Here is an 18,205-nt window from a genome sequence, read left to right on the forward strand (position 1 = left end):
CACCGCCGAACAGCCTCGGCCCGCTTGGTGTCCGCGCGTCGGCGGTACTGGATCTCGATCTGCTCCGACCACTTCTCCGGCGGCACGTTGAGGGGCGGGCTGCTGGTCCCGATCGGCTCCGGGGTGGATGCCGACGGGTCGGGCTGGCGTTGTACGGGGGGCTGAGAGGTGCCGTGCCTCTGCTGGACCACGTGTGTCAGCTCGTGGGCGAGCAACCGTGTGCTGCCTGGACTGCCCGGCGCGTACTGGTTGCTGGCGAACACGACATGGTTGCCGACTGTGTAGGCGCGCGCACCGACCGCCCGCGCGGATGCTGCGGCCTTGCTGTCCGTATGGACTCGTACGGCGCTGAAATCGTGGCCGTACGCAGGATTGCCCACAGGCCGGGCCGTGATGTCGGCCGCGACGCGTTCGGCCTCTCTCTCCGACGGACTGTGCGTCGGCGCAATGGACAGCGCCGCAAACGAGGAAGGCGCGACCCGTACCCGGCTGAAGTCGTGAGTGAAGCGCGGCTCCATATAGGCCCGGGTCGAGGCGTCCAGAGGCATACCGGGAGACCGCAGTACCTCGGGCACGATCGGGGGTACGGCGCCGGGCGCCGTACCGTCGGCCGAGCGTCGCAGCTCGTCGTGGTCGCAGGTTCCCGGCGGGCACGTGACGCCGCCGCACCTCTGAAGGACCCCAACGGGAGCCGGGGGAGCGGGAGTTGTCCGTGCCGTCGTGGCCGGTGTCCTCAGTCTGTCCATCCGGATACCTCCGCATCGGTGAGCGGCCGTTCCAGTTTCGCGTACTCCGTGCGGGCTGCCGCCAAGATGTGGCGCATTCGTACCGGAGAGCCGTCCTCAGCGGCGAGGAAGGCCGCCGACAGGGCGATGTTCGCGATGGAGCCGCCGGTCACGGTGAGCGCGGCGAGGCGGTCGAAGGCGAGGTCCTTGAGCGGGGTCGAAGGGGGGAAGGCGCGTTGCCAGATCGCCGCCCGCAACTCCTCGCCCGGGAACGGGAAGTGGACCACGAACCGCAGCCGCCGCAGGAAGGCCGGGTCGATGGCGTCCTTGAGGTTCGTGGTGAGGATCGCGAGGCCCCGGTACGTCTCCATGCGCTGGAGCAGGTAACTGACTTCGATGTTGGCGTAGCGGTCGTGGCTGTCCTTGACCTCGCTGCGCCGGCCGAAGAGGGCGTCCGCCTCGTCGAAGAGCAGTACCGCGCCCCCCGCTTCGGCGGCGTCGAAGACGGAGCGGAGGTTCTTCTCGGTCTCGCCGATGTACTTGCTGACGACCTGGCTCAGGTCGATGCGGTACAGGTCGAGGCTGAGGGAGTGCGCCAGGACCTCGGCGGCGAGGGTCTTGCCCGTTCCGCTCGGTCCGGCGAACAGGGCGTTGGTGCCCAGGCCCCGCCCGCCTCGGTCGCCGAACCCCCAGTCGCCCAGGACCCGCAGGCGGTGGCGTACGTGGGCGGACAACTGTCGCAGGACCTCCTCCTGGGGAGCAGGGAGTACGAGGTCGTCCCAGCCCGCGCGCGGCGGAACCCGCTGGGTGAGGGCGTCGAGCGCGGGCCGGGCCTGGGCGGCGCACGCCTCCCACAGGAGCGGGCCCGCGACGGCGTCGGGCGCCTCCGGCGGCACCGCGAGAGCGGCGGCACGTATCGCGTCGAGGCCGAGGTCGAACTGGCCGACGACCCGGTCGAGCCAGCCGTCCAGGTGGTCGGCGCGGGGACCGAGCTCCCGCGTCCACAGAGCGCGTGCCTCCGGGGCGGCGAGCGTCGGCACGCCGATCGACGGGAGGTGTCCGTCCGGTCCGGCGAGGGGCTCGCGGGCGATGAGGACGGTCGGCGAGTCCGTCGCCGTGGCCAGGTCGAAGGCGGTGGAGGCGGCGGACCCGTCCGCGTCGGCCAGGTCGATGAGCCACGCCACGCCGCCCAGGGCGGCCTCCCGTTCCAGCAGCCGGGAGAGGAGTTCCCGTTCGGCGGCGGCGGTGGGCAGGTCTGCGGCCCGTACCCGGAGCGGACGCAGCCCGCCTGCCGCACACGCGGTGGCCGCGACCGCCAGGAGGTGGGAGCGCTGTGGCCCGTACAGCAGGGCGTGCGGACGGGACCCCTGCGCCGACCACAGCGAGGTCAGTCTGCCGACCGCGTCCCCGAGCGCGGCCGGCAGAGCCGGAGGGAGGTGCACCGGCCTGACCAGGGGAGTCAGGCGGGCGTCGAGGCAGGACATACCGGCGAGGGCGTGCAGTACGCGTTCGTCGACGCGGAGGGGGCTGGTGGTGGGTACTTCGGGGTGTACGAGGTCTGCCAGGTGCCAGCGGCGCAGGGGCGAGGAGGGCGTGAGGGCGCTCCAGTGGGCCTCGGGGAGCGTGGCCAGGGCGAGGCCGAAGGTGACGTACCGCCGTGCGGGATCACCGTGTGCCGTGGCGCACGCCCCGGCGAAGGCGGAGTCCAGTTCCACTCCCGCGCACATCAGCAGGACGTCACGCTCGAAGTCCGAGAGGTCGAACGAGGTGGCGATGTCGTCGAGCACGGGCGGCGCGGGCATCTCCGCGCGGGCCGCCGCGCACCGATCCTCCAGTTCCTCCAGCCCCGCGAGGCCGTCGACGTTGCCCCCGTTGCCGTCGCCGTCGTCGCCCCCGAGCATCCGCCGCCGCAGTACGTTCAGCGCCGCGACCAGGTACGCCTGGTTGGCCTCGACCCAGCCGAGCGGAGCGTCCGTCCCCCTCACGGTAACGTCACCCGGGGCCGGTCGTAGACCCCTCCCGCGTCGACACCGAGCACGCTCTCCGCCCCGTCCACCTGCACCCGTACGAGATAGTCGCCACTCGCCACCCCCTTGGCCACCACCTGGACCGAGGAGTCTTCCTCCTGGGGCCCCGGCCGCGACGGCACGACGAACGTGTGCGCCCGCCCCGCCTGCGCCCCGAGCCCGTCGAGCAGCAGGGCGACGCGCTGGCGCCGCCCCACCGGCGGATCGAGCGGCACAGTCAGGACGGTCGTCCCTCCCGCACCGGGCGCCGTCGTCACACCCCCCGGCCCGATGGCAGGACGTACGAGAACGGGCGCGACGTTCGACTCGACGGAGCCCCTCTCCTCGGGCGGATCGCCGACCAGCCGGGGGTGAAGGACCTGGAGCCCCCGCAGCCCCGCGCGTACACCGCCGGGCAGGGCGATCGTGAGCCGGTCGTCCGTCACCTGGTCGGCGGGGACGTCCGCCTCGATTCCGGACCTGCTTCCCGACATGCTTCCGGACATACGAATCCGAGTGACCCGCTCACCCCGCAGCCGCGCCCCCTCGACCCGGAGCGTCGTACCCGCCGTGACCGGATCGTCGGGGCCCGAGTCCGCCCCCACCCGGGAGATCCGCAGTGCGCCGAACGGGGCGACGTCCACCCTGCGCGCCCTGACCGGCAACGCGGTGCGCGCGTCGACCGAGCCGGTCAGCAGGACCACGGAGGCCCGGTAGGCGACCGTGAGGCGGTAGGAGACCTGGAAGAACGTCGACCAGAGCCGGGAGAGTTCCTCCAGGTTCAGCGGGAGCATGGTGAAGCGGACGACGTCCACCTGCTCGTCCAGGTCGGCGAACTTCAGGTAGGAGGCCGGGTCGAGAGTGACCGCGTGCTGGACCGCCCGGCGTACGACCTGACGGGTGAGGACGGGGCGCGCGCTGAGGGTGCGTACCACGGTGCCCAGGAGCCGCTGGGGTTCGAGCGCGGTCTCGTCACCGTAGAACGTCAGCAGATAGTGCAGGTCCAGGGCCTGTTGCGGGGGAAGCAGCGCGGTGCCGTCCGAGCGCCGGGCGGGCAGTGCGTCGCCCGCCCAGGCCGCGTTGGGCGTCACTTGATAGAGGAACACGTTGACGCCACGGGCCGAAGGCCCCGGGAGGTCCGGGCGGACGGTGGTCGTGTGGACGCCCGGCACGTTCCCCGCGTCCGGGGCCGCCAGCGCCTCGTCGAGGACGTGGGCGAGCGTCGAGGTGACCGTGGCGACGGCCAGGGCGTTGCTCATGACGGGCTGCCCCTCTCCCCGATGTTCCCGGCTCGTGGACGGGACGTGTCCACCTTCGCGCAGGCGCGTGACGGGTGCGTCACCGGTGCGTCACCACGCTTGGCCGTCACGTCTGGTCGTCTCTGGTCGTCACGTCTGGTCGTCACGCTTGGTCGTCACGCCTGGTCACCACGGGACTCTCCGCCGCCTCCTCACTCCATCGCACTGCGCACCATCGTGAAGAACTGCCCCGAGGGCTCAAGACCCAACTCCCTGCGCAGCAGAACCCGGAAGGCTTCGTAGTGCCGTACCGCCTCGGCCAGGTTGTTCTCGGCGAGGTGTACGGACACCGCCGCACGGTGGGCGCTCTCCCGCAACGGGTCGACCCGGATGCTCTCCAACGCCGCCTCCAGGGCCGGGGCGTACTCCCCCTCGGCCACCAGCCGGGCGGACAGGGCTTCGAGTGCGTGCAGACGGAGCTGGTGCAGCCGCTCGCGCTCGAAGACCACCCAGTCCTGACACCAGCCGGGCAGGAGCTCACCACTGCCGAGGAGCGCCTCGCAGGCAGCCCCGTCCCGCCCTTCGGAGACCGTCAGGACGTGGTGCGCCGTGGCGGTGAGGTCATGGACGTCGATGCGTACGAGACGGCTGAGGGAGAGCATGCCGGGACGGGCGTCGGAGAGGGCCGCGCCCGCTCCGTTGAGCCGCCACATGGCGGTGCGCAGACAGGCTCGGGCGCGGTCCTCGGTGACGTCGGGCCACAGGGTTCCCGCGACGGCGGAACGGGTGGCAGCCCCGCGCAGGCCCAGCAGAGCCAGCAACTGCTGTGCGCTGGCGGGGACGTCGACCGCCCTGTCGTCCTCTCCGTCCTCTTCGTCGGGTCCGTTGTGTCCGTCGTGCGTGAGCACGAAACCGCCCAGCAACTTCAGGTGCAGCGTGGGCAGTTCGGCTGCCGTACCTTCCGTACCTTCCGTAGCCTCCGGCGATGTCGTTGTAGCCATCTGCCCACCCCCCGGTGAACCCCGTCACGCCCTGATGTCCGGCACGACCGTACGGGGTGAGCAAAGGCGCGCGCCTCCGGGGCCGGGCCGGGGAAAACCCTGGCGCACCTCAGCGGCCCGGCAGGAACGAGGGATGCGGGGGAGGGGGCAGGTGATTGGGCGCAGAAACGGGCGGCGCGAGTTTGCCGACGAGACCGATGCGGGAGGCGATGCCGAGCTTCGTGTAGGTGTGGCCCAGGTGGTACTCGACGGTCTTGACGCTCAGGGCGAGTTCGCTGGCGATCCGGCGATTGGTGAGGCCCTGCGACGCCAGCCGGGCCACCGCCAGCTCCTGCGGGGTGAGAGCGCCGGTGACGCCGTCGCCCGCCGCCGACGGCTGTTGCGCGGGGTGCTCGGGCACCGTCCGCCCGCAGGCGTTGAGTTCCCGGACGCACCGGGCCCAGTACGGCAGCGCCCGGAGGCCGTACATCGTGTCGTACGCGGCCTGGAGCCGGTCCACCGCGACGGTGCGGCGGCCGGTACGGCGCAGGAACGAGCCGTGGTCGAGCCGCACGCGGGCGAGGCCGAACGGAATGGGCACCCGGGCCGCATGGTCGTGGGCGCTGAGGAATGCGGCCTCGGCCAGGCGCGGCTCCCGCCGGGCGGCGTGCAGATTGCCGCGCACCCGTGCGGCCCCGGACAGCGCCGCATGGCGTCCCCGTGCCCGGGCCCGCTCCTCGAACGCGGCCAGCACCTCCGCCGCCTCGGCGTACGCGCCGAGCTGGACCAGCGCGTCGGCGAGCAGCTCCTGCCAGACCACCACTCCGGGCTCGTTGACCACGTCGTGCCCGGCGAGGCGCAGCAGCGGGCGCAGGGCGTCGACGACGCACTGGGGCTCCGCCCTGGCGTCGGCCACGTGCCCCCTTGCCACGGCGGCGTACACGGATTCCGGGGTGCTCTCGGCGCATCCCGGAGCAGCGGAGGCGAACCTGACGTGCCCCTGCGCCCGGTCCCAGTCGCCCCGGGCCGCCAGGATCTGCGCGGCGAGCGTGTGCGGCACGGGCCCCAGCCATGCCTGCCCGGTGTCGTCGGCGATCGAGGCGGACGCCTCGGCGTGCGTCAGCGCCCGGTCCCAGTCCCCGAGCAGATGCAGGGTCTGGGCGAGCCCGGCGGCCGAGAGCAATTGCAAGGGGACAGGAACGGTACGGCTGTTGGCGACGGCCCCGGCCAAGTCCCTTTGGGCTTCGACGAGTTCGCCCGACCACAGGTGCAGCTGCCCGCGCCCCAGCAGCAGGTCCACATCGGCCGGAGGTACGAGAGCGGGGTCGGGCAGCGCCGCCGAGCACGCCATGCCCTCCTCGAAGGCCCCGGTCAGCCCGAGTGCCGTGAGGCGGCAGTAGCGCAGCATCCCGCCGGGGCCCCGCGCGGTGGACGACCGCCGGGCGCGCTCCGCCCACCGGGCGGCGTCGGCGGCACGGCCCGCCGTGATCAGGGTGTGGCTCAGCTGCTCGGCCGTGCGGGCGGCCAGGGAGGGGTCGCGCTCGCACTGCTCCCAGGCGTCGGCCAGCAGCGCCTGCGCGCGCGAGGTGTGCCCTTGGACGCGGGCCACGTACCCTCGGGCGTAGCCGCGCAGGGCGGGGTCCGAGGAGTCCGGGAACCCGTCGGCGAGATCCGCGGCCTCCCGCACCCGGCCGTCGAGGAGCAGCGCCTCGACCGCTTCGACGGCCAGCCGGTCGCGCTCCTCGGCGGTGGTGGAGAGCCGGGAGGCGTGGCGCAAGTGCGTTCCCGCGACCGCCCACTGCCCGGCGGCGGCCTCCCGGCGGGCGCACGCGGCGAGGGCCGCCGTGAGGTGTTCGTCCGGGCCCGTGGCGGCGAGCACCCGGTGGCGCAGCCGGGCGTACTCGTCGCCGACCAGGTCGGCGGCGCGTGCGTGCAGGGCGGCCCGGTGGGCGGGGCCGAGGTCCTGGTAGACGGCCGCGTGGACGAGCGGGTGCGGGAAGGCGACTTCCGGAGCCGTGCTGACGGCCGACTCGTGCAGCAGTCCGGCCCGTACGGCCCGCTGGAGTGCGGGCAGCGGCTGCGGTACGCGGCCCAGCCGGGCGGCGCTGCTCAGCAGGCAGGACGTACCCAGCACGCTGACCGCCTGCACGAGACGCCGCGCCGGGGCTCCGCAGCCCGCGAGCCCGGCCAGCACGAGCAGGGCGTAGGAATGGGGCGCGGGCAGCGAGGTGGTGACGTCCATGAGGACAGGGGCCGGGACCTGTTCGAGCAGCGCCCGGACGTGCAGGGGGCTGCCCCGGGTGTGGGCGCGGAGCCGTACGGACGCGGCAGGAGAGAGCCGTTGGCTGCCGAGCTCCGCGCTGAGCAGGCTCACTTCGTCGGGACTGAGCCCGTCCAGCGAGACCCGCAGGGTGCGGACGTCGGCAAGCAACCGCCTTGTCCCACCCGGAAGTTGAGGGACGTCCGGGTCGGGCAGGGCGACGATCGTCAGCACCCTTTCGCAGCGCAGCCGACGCAGGGCGAAGGCCAGCGCGTTCATGGAGGGCTGATCCGCCCAGTGGGCGTCGTCGAGCACCAGCACGACCGGCCCCGACTCCGACCTCTGCCCCGACCCCTGCCCCTGCCCCTGCTTCTGTCCCTGAACCCCACCCACCTCGCCGAGCAGATCGAGCAGACCGAAACCGGCGGCGACCGGCTCGGGGCTCGTGGGCAGGCATCCGGGGGTGCGGGCGAGCGGGCCGAGCGAATCCGGGAGCGGGCGCGGAACCTGCTCCACCCACTGGGCGAGCACTCCGTACGGCAACGTGCTCTCGCCCTCCGCGCCGCTGGCCCGGAGCACGCACCCGCCGGTCACTGTGCCTAAAAAGCGGCGGATGAGGGCCGTCTTGCCGATGCCGCCCGGCCCGTCGACCAGAACCAGCCGGGGCTCACCCTCGCTCGCCCGCCGTAACTCCTCCTGAAGCAGAGCGAGTTCACTCGCGCGACCGGCGAAAGCGTCCGGCGTGCGCAAGCGGTGGCGGCCGGGCACCGCGTCGCTGGAAGTCATCGCCGCCCCCAAGGGCCGGTACGCACGGGCGCTGTCCGCATATGCCTCGACGCCCACGATGGTGGCGGAGCCGCTCCCGGCGCAAGCCGAATCCCGGACGTCGGCAGGCGAGGGGTGCCGCCGGGGTTCAGGTCCTCGACGACCCGTCTCCGGTTTCGGGCGACGGCTCCGGAGGCGGTTCGAGGAGAGCCAGCAGCTCCAGCCACCCGTGGAACTCCCGATCGGTCTCGCAGCCCTCCCGCGCGACGCTTCCGTGGACGCTTTCGGAGGTGCCGTAGAGCTCGATGACGTAGCGCATGACGCCTCCCGGGGTCCCGCCCAGGCCCGGAGCCGCGACACCCGGCGACGGTGGCGATGTCGAGGCCGGGCGATCGATCTCCGCGCTACGGGCTTGTGCCCAACGGTACGAACGAGCGGGGCCCGGCGCTTCGGTGCTCGACCCGGGGAAGACCCCGGGGTGGGGCGGGTCCTCTTCCCGTCCCGTGCGGTGAGCCAGAACCGGTCGTGCCACCGGTGCCCGTCGGTGTCGAACGTGAGCACCACAACGCCCCGGGCCACCCGCCGCTGCCGCACCAGGCGACTCCGACCGCCACGCCTCCAGATGCCTCCAGCGTGTCGGCCCGGCTCTCGACCGGGCTCCACCACCGGTCGTAGAACCCGTGCGGGCGTCCATCAGGTAGAACGTACGAGTGAAGAACGACCCTGCCACCCGACCGGACACACCCGCCCCGCGCCGCCGCAAGGCCGCGCCGCCGCGCGAGACGGTGTTCGCCGCCGCCATGGCCGCCATCGCCGACGGCGGCCTGGACCGGCTGACCATGGCCGGTCTCGGGCGGGAGGTCGGCATGAGCAGCGGCCACCTCCTCTACTACTTCCGCTCCAAGGACGAGCTCCTGCTGCGCACCCTGGAATGGAGCGAGGAACAACTCGGCGTGGAACGCCGCCACGCGCTGGCCCGCCAGGTCCCCGTACGGGACCGGCTCGATGCCTTCGTACGGCTGTACGTTCCCCAGGCGCCCCGCGACCCGCACTGGACGCTCTGGCTGGAGCTGTGGAACCGCGCGCGCTCCCTCGACGACGAGGCCAGGGGCCGCCTCCTGGACATCGAACTGTCCTGGCACCGCGACCTCGTGGCGCTCCTCGTCGAGGGTGCGTCCCGTGGTGAGCTCCGCGCCGTCGACGCGGAACGCATCGCCACCCGGATCAGGGCGCTCCTCGACGGTTTCAGCACGCATGTGGCGATGGGCCTGCCCGGTTCGGACCGGGAGCAGGTCCTCGTCCACATCGGCGACTTCTTCGACGAGACGCTGAGTGCGTGAGCAGGGGCTGTGAGGGGGCGGCGGACAAGGACCCGGCCCGCGGCCTGCCCGTCCCCGTCCTGTGAACTACTGCGGGCGGGCCGGGGAGTTCCGCGTAGGACGCGGGTCGCCGCTGCCCGCACCGTCACCGAGGTTCGTACGGTCAGCACCGTTCGCGACGTCCGCCCCCAGCCCCGCCAGCAGCCGCAGCCCGTCCTCCGCGGGGGTGCCGGGAGCCGCGGACAGCACCAGCATTTCCATCCCCGACCCGTCCGGCAGCGCGAAGTTCTCCTGGTGCAGCTCCAGCAGACCGACCAGCGGATGCCGGTACGTCTTGCGCCCGTGCGTACGGGCGCGTACGTCGGCGCGTGCCCAGAGGCGGCGGAAGCGCTCGCTTCCCATCGCCAACTCGCCGATGAGAGAGGCCAGTCGGGGATCGTCGGGATACTTGCCCACGGCGAGCCGCAGATGCCCGACGACATCCAGCGTGCACTTCTCCCAGTCCGCGTAGAGACCGCGATCGGCCTCCTCCAGGAAGATGTGCCGCGCGGTGTTCAGTCCCTGCACCGGCCGCCCGTAGAGGAGTCCGGCGAGACGGTTCCCGGCGAGCACGTCCAGGCGGTGGTCCATGATCAGCGCGGGTGCGTCGACGACCAGGTCGAGTGTCCGCCGCACCTCGGGACGCACCCGGCCGCCCGGCACTTTCGCGCGGTGCCGGGGCTGCCGGGCGAGCCGGTGGAGGTGCTCGTGCTCGGTCTCGTCGAGGTCGAGCACGCGGGCGAGCGCGTCCAGCACCTGTTCGGAGGGCTGCGTCGCGCGCCCCTGTTCCAGCCGTACGTAATAGTCGACGCTGACCCCCGACAGGTGCGCGACCTCTTCGCGGCGCAGCCCCGCGACCCGGCGGCGACTGTCGGTGGATATGCCGACGGCCGCCGGATCGATCCGGGAACGCCGTGTCCGCAGGAAACCCGCAAGATCGTCCATTCCCCCAGTATCACCGCGACGGCAGCCACGGCGAAGGCCGCGAGGGTGGTCCTGCCAATACCAGGAAGCCCGGTCCTACGGAAGGGGAGCCCCTGAACAACGGGCGCCCGAACGCCCAGACTCCAAGGCATCCGAAGCCGTCCGACGGCATGCGAACCACAGGAGTCCCCATGAAGACGCTCATCGTCCACGCCCACCCCGAGCCGCAGTCGCTCAACGGCTCGCTGAAGGACCTCGCCGTGACCACCCTGGAGGCCGCCGGGCACGAGGTGCGGGTGAGCGACCTGCACGCCATGGGCTTCAAGGCGGTCGTGGACGCCTCGGACTACGGCCCGCACGCCTCGCAGCCGCTTCAGGTCGCCCGCGACTCGGGCCGGGCCTTCGACGCCGGGGAGCTCACGGCGGACGTCCGCGCGGAGCAGGAGAAGCTGCTGTGGGCGGACACGGTCATCTTCCAGTTCCCGCTGTGGTGGTACTCGATGCCCGCGATCCTCAAGGGCTGGGTGGACCGGGTGTTCACGTTCCACTTCGCGTACGGGGTCGGCGAGCACAGCGCCACCAAGTACGGCGAGCGCTTCGGCGAGGGCACCCTCATGGGCAAGCGGGCCCTGTTGTCGGTGACGATCGGCGGCCCGGAGTCGCACTACGCGGAGCGCGGGATCAACGGCCCGATCGACGACCTGCTGTTCCCCATCCAGCACGGCATCCTCTACTACACGGGCATCGAGGTGCTGGCGCCGTTCGTGCTGCACGGCGCCGACCGGCTGACCGCCGAGGACTACCCGGACGTCGCCAAGGCATGGCAGCAGCGCCTGCTCACCCTGGAGTCGACCGAGCCGATCGCGTTCCGGCGGCAGAACTTCGGCGACTACGAGATTCCCTCGATGCAGCTGAAGGAGGGGCTGGAGCCCGAGGGCCGTACGGGCTTCGGACTGCACGTACGCGGCTGACACCCCTGCCGGACCTCCCGGGCCCCCGGCCACGGACCTCCCGGGCCCCCGCGCGGACCTCCCTGGGCCCCTGCCCGGACCTCCCGGGCCCGGGGACGGGCGGTGAACCGTCTGGCCTAATACCGCAGCCCCGGGAAGCGGCACCCGGCACAGAGTGGACACGCTGCCCGTACTCGCTGCCCCACCTTCCCCGGGAGAGTCCATGACCCCCTGCCTGAGCCCCCGCCGTGACCTCGGTCTGCTCGCCCTGCGTGTGGGCACCGGAGCGGCGCTCACCGCGCACGGCACGCAGAAGCTGTTCGGCTGGTTCGGCGGAGGCGGGGTGAAGGGAACCGGCGCGGCCATGGAGTCCATGGGGTTCACGCCGGGCAGGCAGAGCGCGGTCGCCGCCGGGCTCGGCGAGGCGGGCGGCGGCGTACTCCTCGCGCTCGGTCTCGCGACCCCGGCGGCGGGCGCCGCCGCTGCGGGCGCCATGGCCGGAGCGGTGGCCGTGCACGCCCCCGCCGGGTTCTTCGCACAGTCGGGCGGCTACGAGTACCCCGCCTTCCTCGGCTTCACCGCTGCGGCGATCGGGCTCGCGGGGCCCGGCAGGCTCTCACTCGACCACGCCAGCGGCCACCGCTTCGACCAGCCCTGGACGGTGGCGGTCGCCTTCGTGGCCAGCGCGGTCGCGGCGACGGTGGTGGTCGGCAGGAGGCAGAGGCGTACGGGGGGTGAGAGCGGGGGATCGGCCAGGAGTGAGGACGGCGGGGCCGACGCGCACTGACGCAATTGTCCGACGGCCGGTACTTCTCTCCAAGTTCCGTCCATCGCACCCTGGCTGACGCAGCGTCTGACGTGCTTCGATGCACCTCTGTGGCTGATGCGACATCAGGGAGACGAGTTGCGCATGGACCGACGAGGGTTCCTCAAGGGCACGGTCGCCCTCTCCGCCGCCGGGCTCCTGGCCCACGCGGGTGCGGCACCTGCCCACGCCGACGTACGGGCCCGTGGGACCCGCTTGCCCGCCGGGGCCCGTGTCCTCGGAACGCAGGACTGGATGGCCGGACTCGATTCCGCCCGGTCGCTGCGCACGCTGACGGTTCCCGGCACGCACGACTCGGGCGCGCGGTTCGGCGGGCTGTGGGTGGAGTGCCAGAACACCACCATCGCCCAGCAGTTGACCTCGGGGATACGTTTCCTGGACATCCGGTGCAGGGCCTTCGAAGGGTCGTTCACGATCCATCACGGCGCGTTCTACCAGCGCCTCAACTTCGACGACGTACTGACCGCCTGCCGTGACTTCCTCACCGCGCACCCCTCGGAGACGGTGCTGATGCGGGTGAAGCAGGAGTACTCGGAAGTCTCGGACGCGGCGTTCGGGGAACGGTTCACGGACTACCTCGACCGCAGGGGCTGGCGCTCCCTCTTCCTGATCGCCGACTCGCTGCCCTCGCTGGGGCAGGCGCGCGGCCGTGTCGTCCTGCTCGCGGACAACGGAGGGCTGCCGGGTGGACTCCGCTGGGGCGACTCCTCGGTCTTCGACATCCAGGACGACTACCAGGCGGAACCGTTCGCCAAGTACCCCAAGATCGAGGCCCAGTTCAGGAAGGCCGCCGCCCAGCCGGGCAAGCAGTACATCAACTTCGTGAGCACGGCCGCAGGTCTGCCGCCCCGCTGGAACGCCGACCGCCTGAACCCGAAGGTGCACGCCCTGGTGGACAGCCCGGAAGCCGAGAGCTGGCGGGGCCTGGGCATCGTGGTGCTGGACTACTCCCAGACCAGGGCGGGCCTGGTGGAGTCACTGATCCGGCACAACTGACGTCGGTAGCGCACCTCCGAGGACTTCAGTCGTCACGTCCCCAGTCCGTCATGTCCGCACCCAGCAGGTGGTCACCTCGGTCAGGCCACGCTGCCATGCCTGGGCGCGGGCGGCACGACGGTCCTTGATCTCCATCTCGACCGCCGAGCCGTCGTCCACTCGTCCATCGGAACGGTCGTCGTCACGGGCAGGTCGCCGCTCTTCGCCGGACTGATGCCGGTGTGTCCGCGACCCGGCGACCGACAACCTGCCCGCCGCACTGGAGACCACCGGCCGGCTCCCTGAGGACAAAGCCGCCCAACTCCTGTACGCGGCAGGGGAGTCCTACGCCCAGGGCCTCTCCTGGATCGCGACGGCCGCCGTTCCCGCGATGCTCGCCCCGGCCGCCACGGCGACACCGCTGCTCCGTACTTCCGGCAGGCGCGGAGCCGCCGGTACGGCCTACGAGGGCCCGGACGGAACGGGAGCACGGACACCGCCCGCGTCCACGTCCGCCGCTGCACCCTGACCGACCTCGCCACTCCGCGACGAGGGGGGACACGTTCTCGGAGGCGGACGGTTCGTGGCCGGACAGTTCAGGGCGGCCGGACGCGTCGTGGGCGGACGTGTCGCGGCCGGACGCGTCGTGGCCGGTCGTGAGATACCGTGCCCGGCTGGCGCATCTACATCGACCTCGCCCCGGTGTGCGACGAGTATTCTCCGACATGCGAAGCTTCGGCATCAGTGCCTATACCGACTTCGCCCGATTCACCGCGGTGAAGCCGACGCCGACCCCGAAGCGCTCGGCAGTGACGCAGCGTTGGCCCCAGCCGCGGACGCCGGGCCAGACCACTCCGTGGCCGCGCCCGGCCGACGCCGAAGAACGGTGGTAACCCGGTCCGGGAAGGAATAACCGTGGCGGAAGCCTCCCGTCCGTAGCGCCTCCACGTCTACGGTGACCCGCATGACCATGGGGGACGAACTCTTTCTGCTCGCGGTGGGGACCGGTCGGCGGCATCCGCGGATCCGGTCGGATAACCGACTCCGGATCGCCCTGCGCGCCGCCGAGTTGGCCGAACTGTGCCTGGTCGGCCGGATCGCCCTCGGCGTCCGCCACATCGAGATCCTCGACTCCGGGCCCGTCGAGGACCGCCGCCTCAACAACGTCCTGCGCGATCTCGCCCGGACCGCCCCGCCGCCCTCCTTCCACGACTGGCTGCGCCTGACCCCGCAGTCCGTCGTCACCGAGTACTTCTCCCGGCTGGACGACCAGAAGGTGCTGAGGTCCCGCCGCCGTCGCGACCCGGCCGGGTACACCCGGCACGAGGTCGTCTCCGTCGACGCGGCCCGCAGGCAAGGCGTGCTGGACCGTCTCGACGCGGTGGCCCGCTCGGGGCCCGGGACGCCGCCCGCCGACCCGCGCGACCTCGCGCTGGCCGTGCTGGTGGGGGTGGCGGACATCGCCCCTGCCGTGTACCCCGGGGTGCGGGGCTCCTCGGCACGTCGTCGTCTGGCCGCCCTGACCACGAGCGAAGGCACGGCCCTTCTCGCCTCCGCGCAGGCCGTGGCTCCGCGCGCCGGAGGAAGTGCCGGGCTGCCTTCTGCCGTCCAGAGCGTCATGCCCGGCCGTCAGCTCGCGAAGCAGCTGACCAAGCTCTACTCCGACGTCACCACCGGCGACAGCGGGCTGGCCCACGGCCTGGACTCGGGCGGCTGGTCCGGCGGCGGCTCCGACGGCGGCAACGACTGACGCACGGTCCCGCCCCGTTCCGTGGCGGGACCGGCGCCCGGTTCAGCCCACCAGCGATCTTTCGGCGGTGCTCACGCCGAAGACCTTGACGGCCTGGTAGTAGGTCCAGGCCGTGGAGTCGCACGAGACCTTCTTCGCGCCCGAGTACGTGGAGCAGACCCGCTTGAGGTCGGCGTAGAAGGCATCGTCGAGCCGTGCCTTGTTGGCACTGAACGTCCCGGCCGCCTTGTAGTTGCGGTAGCCGAAGTCGTGCCGGGCGCACGAGTTCTGGAACGGGAAGCCGAACGGGTTGTCGGGCGAGGAAGAGCAGTAGTCGGTCGACCAGTCGAAGCCGTACGCCGACCAACTCCCCTGGTTGGCACGGGCCGAGGCCCAGGACTGGTAGCTGGACGCGCTGGTCTGCGTCCAACTGCTCAGCACCTGCGGCTTGTCCGCCGGGGCGGCGGAGGCCGGAGTGGCGAGGGCGAGCACTGCGGCGGCGGCAGTGGTGAGTCCGGCAGCAACAAGACGATGCATGGAGGTTGTCCGTTCGGCGGGCACCGGATCTGTACGGGTGCGGTGGGCCACAGCCTGCGAGGAACTGGCAGCGGTGAAGAGTTGATACCCAAAAGCATCACCGAGCCCACGGAGAACCCTCATGAACGGGGCCCGCCGCACCCCCCGGGTTCACCCTGCCGTAAGCCATGACGCGCTCAGCCCGAGCTCTTCGGGCGGCCGCTCTCCGCCCGGTGGAGCTGCGGACTGCCAGGCAACCCGGCCGCACCAGGCCCTAAGGTGGCGTACCAAGAATGGCATGCACATGCCTGACGCCTACGGTCTCCAGGGGGAACACCCGTGCGCACCCGTCTCCACCGTCAACTCCGGCTCCACCGGCGCCTGTCCACCTTCACCACCGCCCTCGCGGTCGCCGCCTCCGCGCTCGTCCTGGGGCCCGCCTCCCAGGCGGGCGCGGCGGGCGCGGCGGTTCCCGCCATGGGACCCGTCTTCAACCGGCCCACCGGCGACGCCGCCCAGCAGAACGCCATCCGCGACCGCGCCCGCGCGATGATCGCCTCGGCCGACAGCGGCTCGACGATCCGGATGACGCTTTACCACTTCTGGGACAGGACCGTCGCCCAGGAACTCGCCGCCGCCCACACCGTACGCGGCGTCAACGTCCAAGTCGTCCTCGGCGAGACGTCGTTCAGTACCCCGGACATCGACACCGTTCCGTACACCACGCTCAAGACGGCGCTCGGCACCGACATCAGCAAGCCGTCGTACGTGAAACTGTGCGCACAGGGCCGCTCCTGCCTCGGCCCGACCGCAGGAGCGGGCATCAACCACAACAAGTTCCTCCTCTTCAGCAGCCTCGGCGGCGGCACCGCCCAACAGGTCGTCCTCCAGACGACCTCCAACCTCACCCCCTCCAACTACTCCCGCTATTGGAACAGCGCGGTCGGCGTCGCGGGCAACACGGCCCTCTACACCGCGTACAGCGACTACTTCACCAAGCTCGGCAAGCAGGACCGCGCCAACTGGGACTACACGACCGCCAACGCGGGCGACTACAAGGCGTACTTCTTCCCCCGCGCGGGCACCACGAACGACAGCGACACCGTCATCAACACCCTCGACAACGTCGCCTGTACGTGGACCGACTCGACCGGCACCCACCGCACGGCCATCCGCGCCGCCATGCTCAAGATCACCCGGCAGGGCGTCGCCGACAAGCTGCGCGCCCTGGCCGCAGCCGGATGCACGGTCGACCTCGTCTACAGCGAGACCGACACCGGCACCTGGAACGCCCTGCACGGACAGCCCCGCCTGACCACCCGCTGCTACCAGGACGCCCGTGACGCGACGGACTCCCCGAACCGCATCGTCCACTCCAAGAACCTGATGATCGACGGCATGTACGCGGGCGCCCGCGAGAAGCTCGTCTTCACCGGCAGCCACAACTGGAGCGGTCCCGCCCTGCGCGACAACGACGAATCGATGGTCCGCATCACCTCGGACTCCGTCCACGACGCCTTCGTCACCAACTTCAACGACACCCGCACGGCGGCCTTCCCGGGCACGGCGGACGACGTGGCCGTCTGCCGATAGGCCCGTGACGGCGCGGAGGGGTCCGGAAGCCGCCCCTCCGCCAGTACGTCGACGACGGCGAGCCCGGCTGCGGGCCCGTGCGCCCTGCCCACCGCGACTACCCGGTTGAGGCGGCAGCGTTCACAGGCCGGGTCCTGTCACGGCCACCCAGCAGAGCGACCGTGCGGCAGCCGGGGCCCGTCCAGCACGGTCGCCCCCCGCCGCTCCACCGCACCCTGCGGCCGGTCGCGAGGGGCCGAGGCCGCCCGGGCGACCGCGACCGTCGGGGAGTACGCCCGCACAGGCGTCGGACGGCGGACCCCGCAAGCGACACCCGGCGAGAGGTCAGCTGTGATGACGGCGGCGCCACAGGACCGTGCCGCCGAGCAGTACGGCTGCCGAGAGGCCCGCCGCACCCGCGAGGAGTCCCGCGTCGGGACCGGTGTCGGGGGCGCCGGACGCGCCCGCGTTGACGGCGCCCCTCGGAACCGTGCGGCCGTCGACACGGATGGGCGTCACGGCGTGGTGCTTGCTCTGGTGCTGGTGCTGGTTCTTGTGCGCCTGGCGGTGGCCGGTGACGGTGTCGGCGATCCCGAACTTCACGGAGTCGATCTTCTGGCTGCCGACGTAACCGTCCACCCGGTAGTAGCCGGGCCGGGCGTTCGCGGCGACGGTGGCCGTACCGTGCCAGCCCGAGGAACCGGGCTCGGGAGAGAGGTCCACGGTGCCGCCGAAGGCGCCGGACTCGATGCGGGCGTCGCCCCGGAGGTCGCCGCTGTCGATGGTCACCTGGACCTTGTCGCCGGGCCTGGCCCCGTCCGTCGACAGGGTCAGGGAGGTCTGCTGAGGGGTGGGGGAGGGAGAGGGGTCGGGTGCGGGAGTCGTCTCCGTGTTGACGAGCACGGTCGCGGAGGTCTCCGCGCCGGTGTCGCCGAAATTCGCCACGACCCGCACCGGAAGGGTGCCTATTCCGGCGTTCTGGGAAATGACCGCCGTGCCGGTCCAGGTGGTGCCCGACGCGTCGGTCGGCGCGAGGTGGGTGCTGCCGAAGGCGGGGGACTTCGCGATGACGCCGCCCAGGGCATTGCCGGAGGTCTTCGCCGTCAAGCTGACGGTTTCCCCGGCGTGGAATCCGGCCGGGTCCCCGGGCGACGACAGCTGGACGGACACCTGCGCCTTGTCGGACGCGAAGCCCTGCTGGCCCTGCTGGCTCTGCCCGTCCTGCTGGTCGTCGCCCTGCTGTGACGACACGGTGACGGCCGGGGAAGGGGACGGTGCGTCGGCGAACGCGGCGACGGGCCCGGCGAGTGCCGCAGCCGTGACGACGGCGACGGCCGAGGCGGTGAATGCCTTGCGCATGAACGGATCCTCCTTGCACGGT

General features: G+C 72.1%; 15 protein-coding genes and 1 pseudogene. 6 read left to right on the forward strand and 10 right to left on the reverse strand.

The annotated features are described in order from the left end of the window. Positions 1-170: 170 nt before the first annotated feature. The 6 genes and pseudogenes from OG897_RS28470 to OG897_RS28495 form a co-directional block, all read right to left on the reverse strand. A pseudogene (locus OG897_RS28470) lies at positions 171-362 on the reverse strand (DUF4157 domain-containing protein); the annotation flags it as partial. A 371-nt stretch (positions 363-733) separates the two neighbouring features. Further along, a complete protein-coding gene (locus OG897_RS28475) occupies positions 734-2,710 on the reverse strand; it encodes an ATP-binding protein (protein ID WP_266661106.1) in 1,977 nt (658 codons plus the stop codon). Then, on the reverse strand, positions 2,707-3,990 hold the full coding sequence (locus OG897_RS28480; protein ID WP_266661108.1) for a DUF4255 domain-containing protein: 1,284 nt from the start codon (positions 3,988-3,990) through the stop codon (positions 2,707-2,709). Before OG897_RS28480 ends, OG897_RS28475 begins: the two co-directional genes overlap by 4 nt. Positions 3,991-4,181: 191 nt before the next feature. Beyond that, positions 4,182-4,970 (reverse strand): bacterial transcriptional activator domain-containing protein, encoded by a 789-nt coding sequence (locus OG897_RS28485; protein ID WP_266661110.1) that lies wholly within the window; start codon positions 4,968-4,970, stop codon positions 4,182-4,184. A gap of 109 nt (positions 4,971-5,079) precedes the next feature. Continuing rightward, positions 5,080-7,995, reverse strand: coding sequence for an AAA family ATPase (locus tag OG897_RS28490; protein WP_266661112.1), 2,916 nt, complete (start codon positions 7,993-7,995; stop codon positions 5,080-5,082). 127 nt (positions 7,996-8,122) lie between these two features. Next, positions 8,123-8,293, reverse strand: coding sequence for a hypothetical protein (locus tag OG897_RS28495; RefSeq protein ID WP_266661114.1), 171 nt, complete (start codon positions 8,291-8,293; stop codon positions 8,123-8,125). 391 nt (positions 8,294-8,684) lie between these two features. Between OG897_RS28495 and OG897_RS28500 the strand changes: the two genes are divergently transcribed. After that, positions 8,685-9,314, forward strand: coding sequence for a TetR/AcrR family transcriptional regulator (locus OG897_RS28500; protein WP_266661116.1), 630 nt, complete (start codon positions 8,685-8,687; stop codon positions 9,312-9,314). A 66-nt stretch (positions 9,315-9,380) separates the two neighbouring features. On the opposite strand, the gene OG897_RS28505 is transcribed toward OG897_RS28500, so the two are convergent. Next, positions 9,381-10,277 carry a helix-turn-helix transcriptional regulator gene (locus OG897_RS28505; protein WP_266661118.1) on the reverse strand — a complete coding sequence of 299 codons (897 nt, stop codon included), beginning with the start codon at positions 10,275-10,277 and terminating at the stop codon, positions 9,381-9,383. A gap of 170 nt (positions 10,278-10,447) precedes the next feature. On the opposite strand from OG897_RS28505, the gene OG897_RS28510 reads away from it, so the two are divergent. From OG897_RS28510 to OG897_RS28520, 3 genes are all read left to right on the forward strand, one after another. Continuing rightward, the gene (locus tag OG897_RS28510; protein ID WP_266661120.1) at positions 10,448-11,227 is read left to right on the forward strand and encodes an NAD(P)H-dependent oxidoreductase; all 780 of its coding nucleotides are present in this window, start codon (positions 10,448-10,450) and stop codon (positions 11,225-11,227) included. Positions 11,228-11,429: 202 nt separating this feature from the next. Then, on the forward strand, positions 11,430-11,993 hold the full coding sequence (locus OG897_RS28515; protein WP_266661122.1) for a DoxX family protein: 564 nt from the start codon (positions 11,430-11,432) through the stop codon (positions 11,991-11,993). A 123-nt stretch (positions 11,994-12,116) separates the two neighbouring features. Beyond that, positions 12,117-13,028, forward strand: coding sequence for a phosphatidylinositol-specific phospholipase C (locus OG897_RS28520; protein ID WP_266661124.1), 912 nt, complete (start codon positions 12,117-12,119; stop codon positions 13,026-13,028). Positions 13,029-13,076: 48 nt separating this feature from the next. Here the strand turns inward: OG897_RS28520 and OG897_RS28525 are convergent, their stop codons facing one another. After that, positions 13,077-13,298: a hypothetical protein gene (locus OG897_RS28525; RefSeq protein WP_266661126.1), complete on the reverse strand. Its 222-nt coding sequence runs from the start codon at positions 13,296-13,298 to the stop codon at positions 13,077-13,079. Between the two features lie 673 nt (positions 13,299-13,971). Between OG897_RS28525 and OG897_RS28530 the strand changes: the two genes are divergently transcribed. Further along, complete coding sequence (locus OG897_RS28530) at positions 13,972-14,757, forward strand: GPP34 family phosphoprotein (protein WP_266661128.1); 786 nt, start codon at positions 13,972-13,974, stop codon at positions 14,755-14,757. 42 nt (positions 14,758-14,799) lie between these two features. Here OG897_RS28530 and OG897_RS28535 read toward each other — a convergent pair whose 3' ends face one another. After that, positions 14,800-15,273, reverse strand: coding sequence for a phospholipase (locus tag OG897_RS28535; RefSeq protein ID WP_266661130.1), 474 nt, complete (start codon positions 15,271-15,273; stop codon positions 14,800-14,802). Between the two features lie 318 nt (positions 15,274-15,591). On the opposite strand from OG897_RS28535, the gene OG897_RS28540 reads away from it, so the two are divergent. Next, positions 15,592-16,845, forward strand: a complete 1,254-nt coding sequence (locus OG897_RS28540) for a phospholipase D-like domain-containing protein (RefSeq protein ID WP_266661132.1) — start codon at positions 15,592-15,594, stop codon at positions 16,843-16,845. Between the two features lie 324 nt (positions 16,846-17,169). On the opposite strand, the gene OG897_RS28545 is transcribed toward OG897_RS28540, so the two are convergent. Next, positions 17,170-18,183: an LPXTG cell wall anchor domain-containing protein gene (locus OG897_RS28545; protein ID WP_266661134.1), complete on the reverse strand. Its 1,014-nt coding sequence runs from the start codon at positions 18,181-18,183 to the stop codon at positions 17,170-17,172. Positions 18,184-18,205 lie beyond the last annotated feature (22 nt).

This window comes from Streptomyces sp. NBC_00237 (genome assembly GCF_026342435.1).
In the GTDB taxonomy this organism is placed as follows: domain Bacteria; phylum Actinomycetota; class Actinomycetes; order Streptomycetales; family Streptomycetaceae; genus Streptomyces.

Excerpts from the sequence above, each read along its gene's own strand:
- OG897_RS28480 (WP_266661108.1), bottom strand. The coding sequence starts at position 3,990 with ATGAGCAACGCCCTGGCCGTCGCCACGGTCACCTCGACGCTCGCCCAC.
- OG897_RS28485 (WP_266661110.1), bottom strand. The coding sequence starts at position 4,970 with ATGGCTACAACGACATCGCCGGAGGCTACGGAAGGTACGGAAGGTACG.
- OG897_RS28490 (WP_266661112.1), bottom strand. The coding sequence starts at position 7,995 with ATGACTTCCAGCGACGCGGTGCCCGGCCGCCACCGCTTGCGCACGCCG.
- OG897_RS28495 (WP_266661114.1), bottom strand. The coding sequence starts at position 8,293 with ATGCGCTACGTCATCGAGCTCTACGGCACCTCCGAAAGCGTCCACGGA.
- OG897_RS28505 (WP_266661118.1), bottom strand. The coding sequence starts at position 10,277 with ATGGACGATCTTGCGGGTTTCCTGCGGACACGGCGTTCCCGGATCGAT.
- OG897_RS28510 (WP_266661120.1), top strand. The coding sequence starts at position 10,448 with ATGAAGACGCTCATCGTCCACGCCCACCCCGAGCCGCAGTCGCTCAAC.
- OG897_RS28515 (WP_266661122.1), top strand. The coding sequence starts at position 11,430 with ATGACCCCCTGCCTGAGCCCCCGCCGTGACCTCGGTCTGCTCGCCCTG.
- OG897_RS28520 (WP_266661124.1), top strand. The coding sequence starts at position 12,117 with ATGGACCGACGAGGGTTCCTCAAGGGCACGGTCGCCCTCTCCGCCGCC.
- OG897_RS28530 (WP_266661128.1), top strand. The coding sequence starts at position 13,972 with ATGACCATGGGGGACGAACTCTTTCTGCTCGCGGTGGGGACCGGTCGG.
- OG897_RS28535 (WP_266661130.1), bottom strand. The coding sequence starts at position 15,273 with ATGCATCGTCTTGTTGCTGCCGGACTCACCACTGCCGCCGCCGCAGTG.
- OG897_RS28545 (WP_266661134.1), bottom strand. The coding sequence starts at position 18,183 with ATGCGCAAGGCATTCACCGCCTCGGCCGTCGCCGTCGTCACGGCTGCG.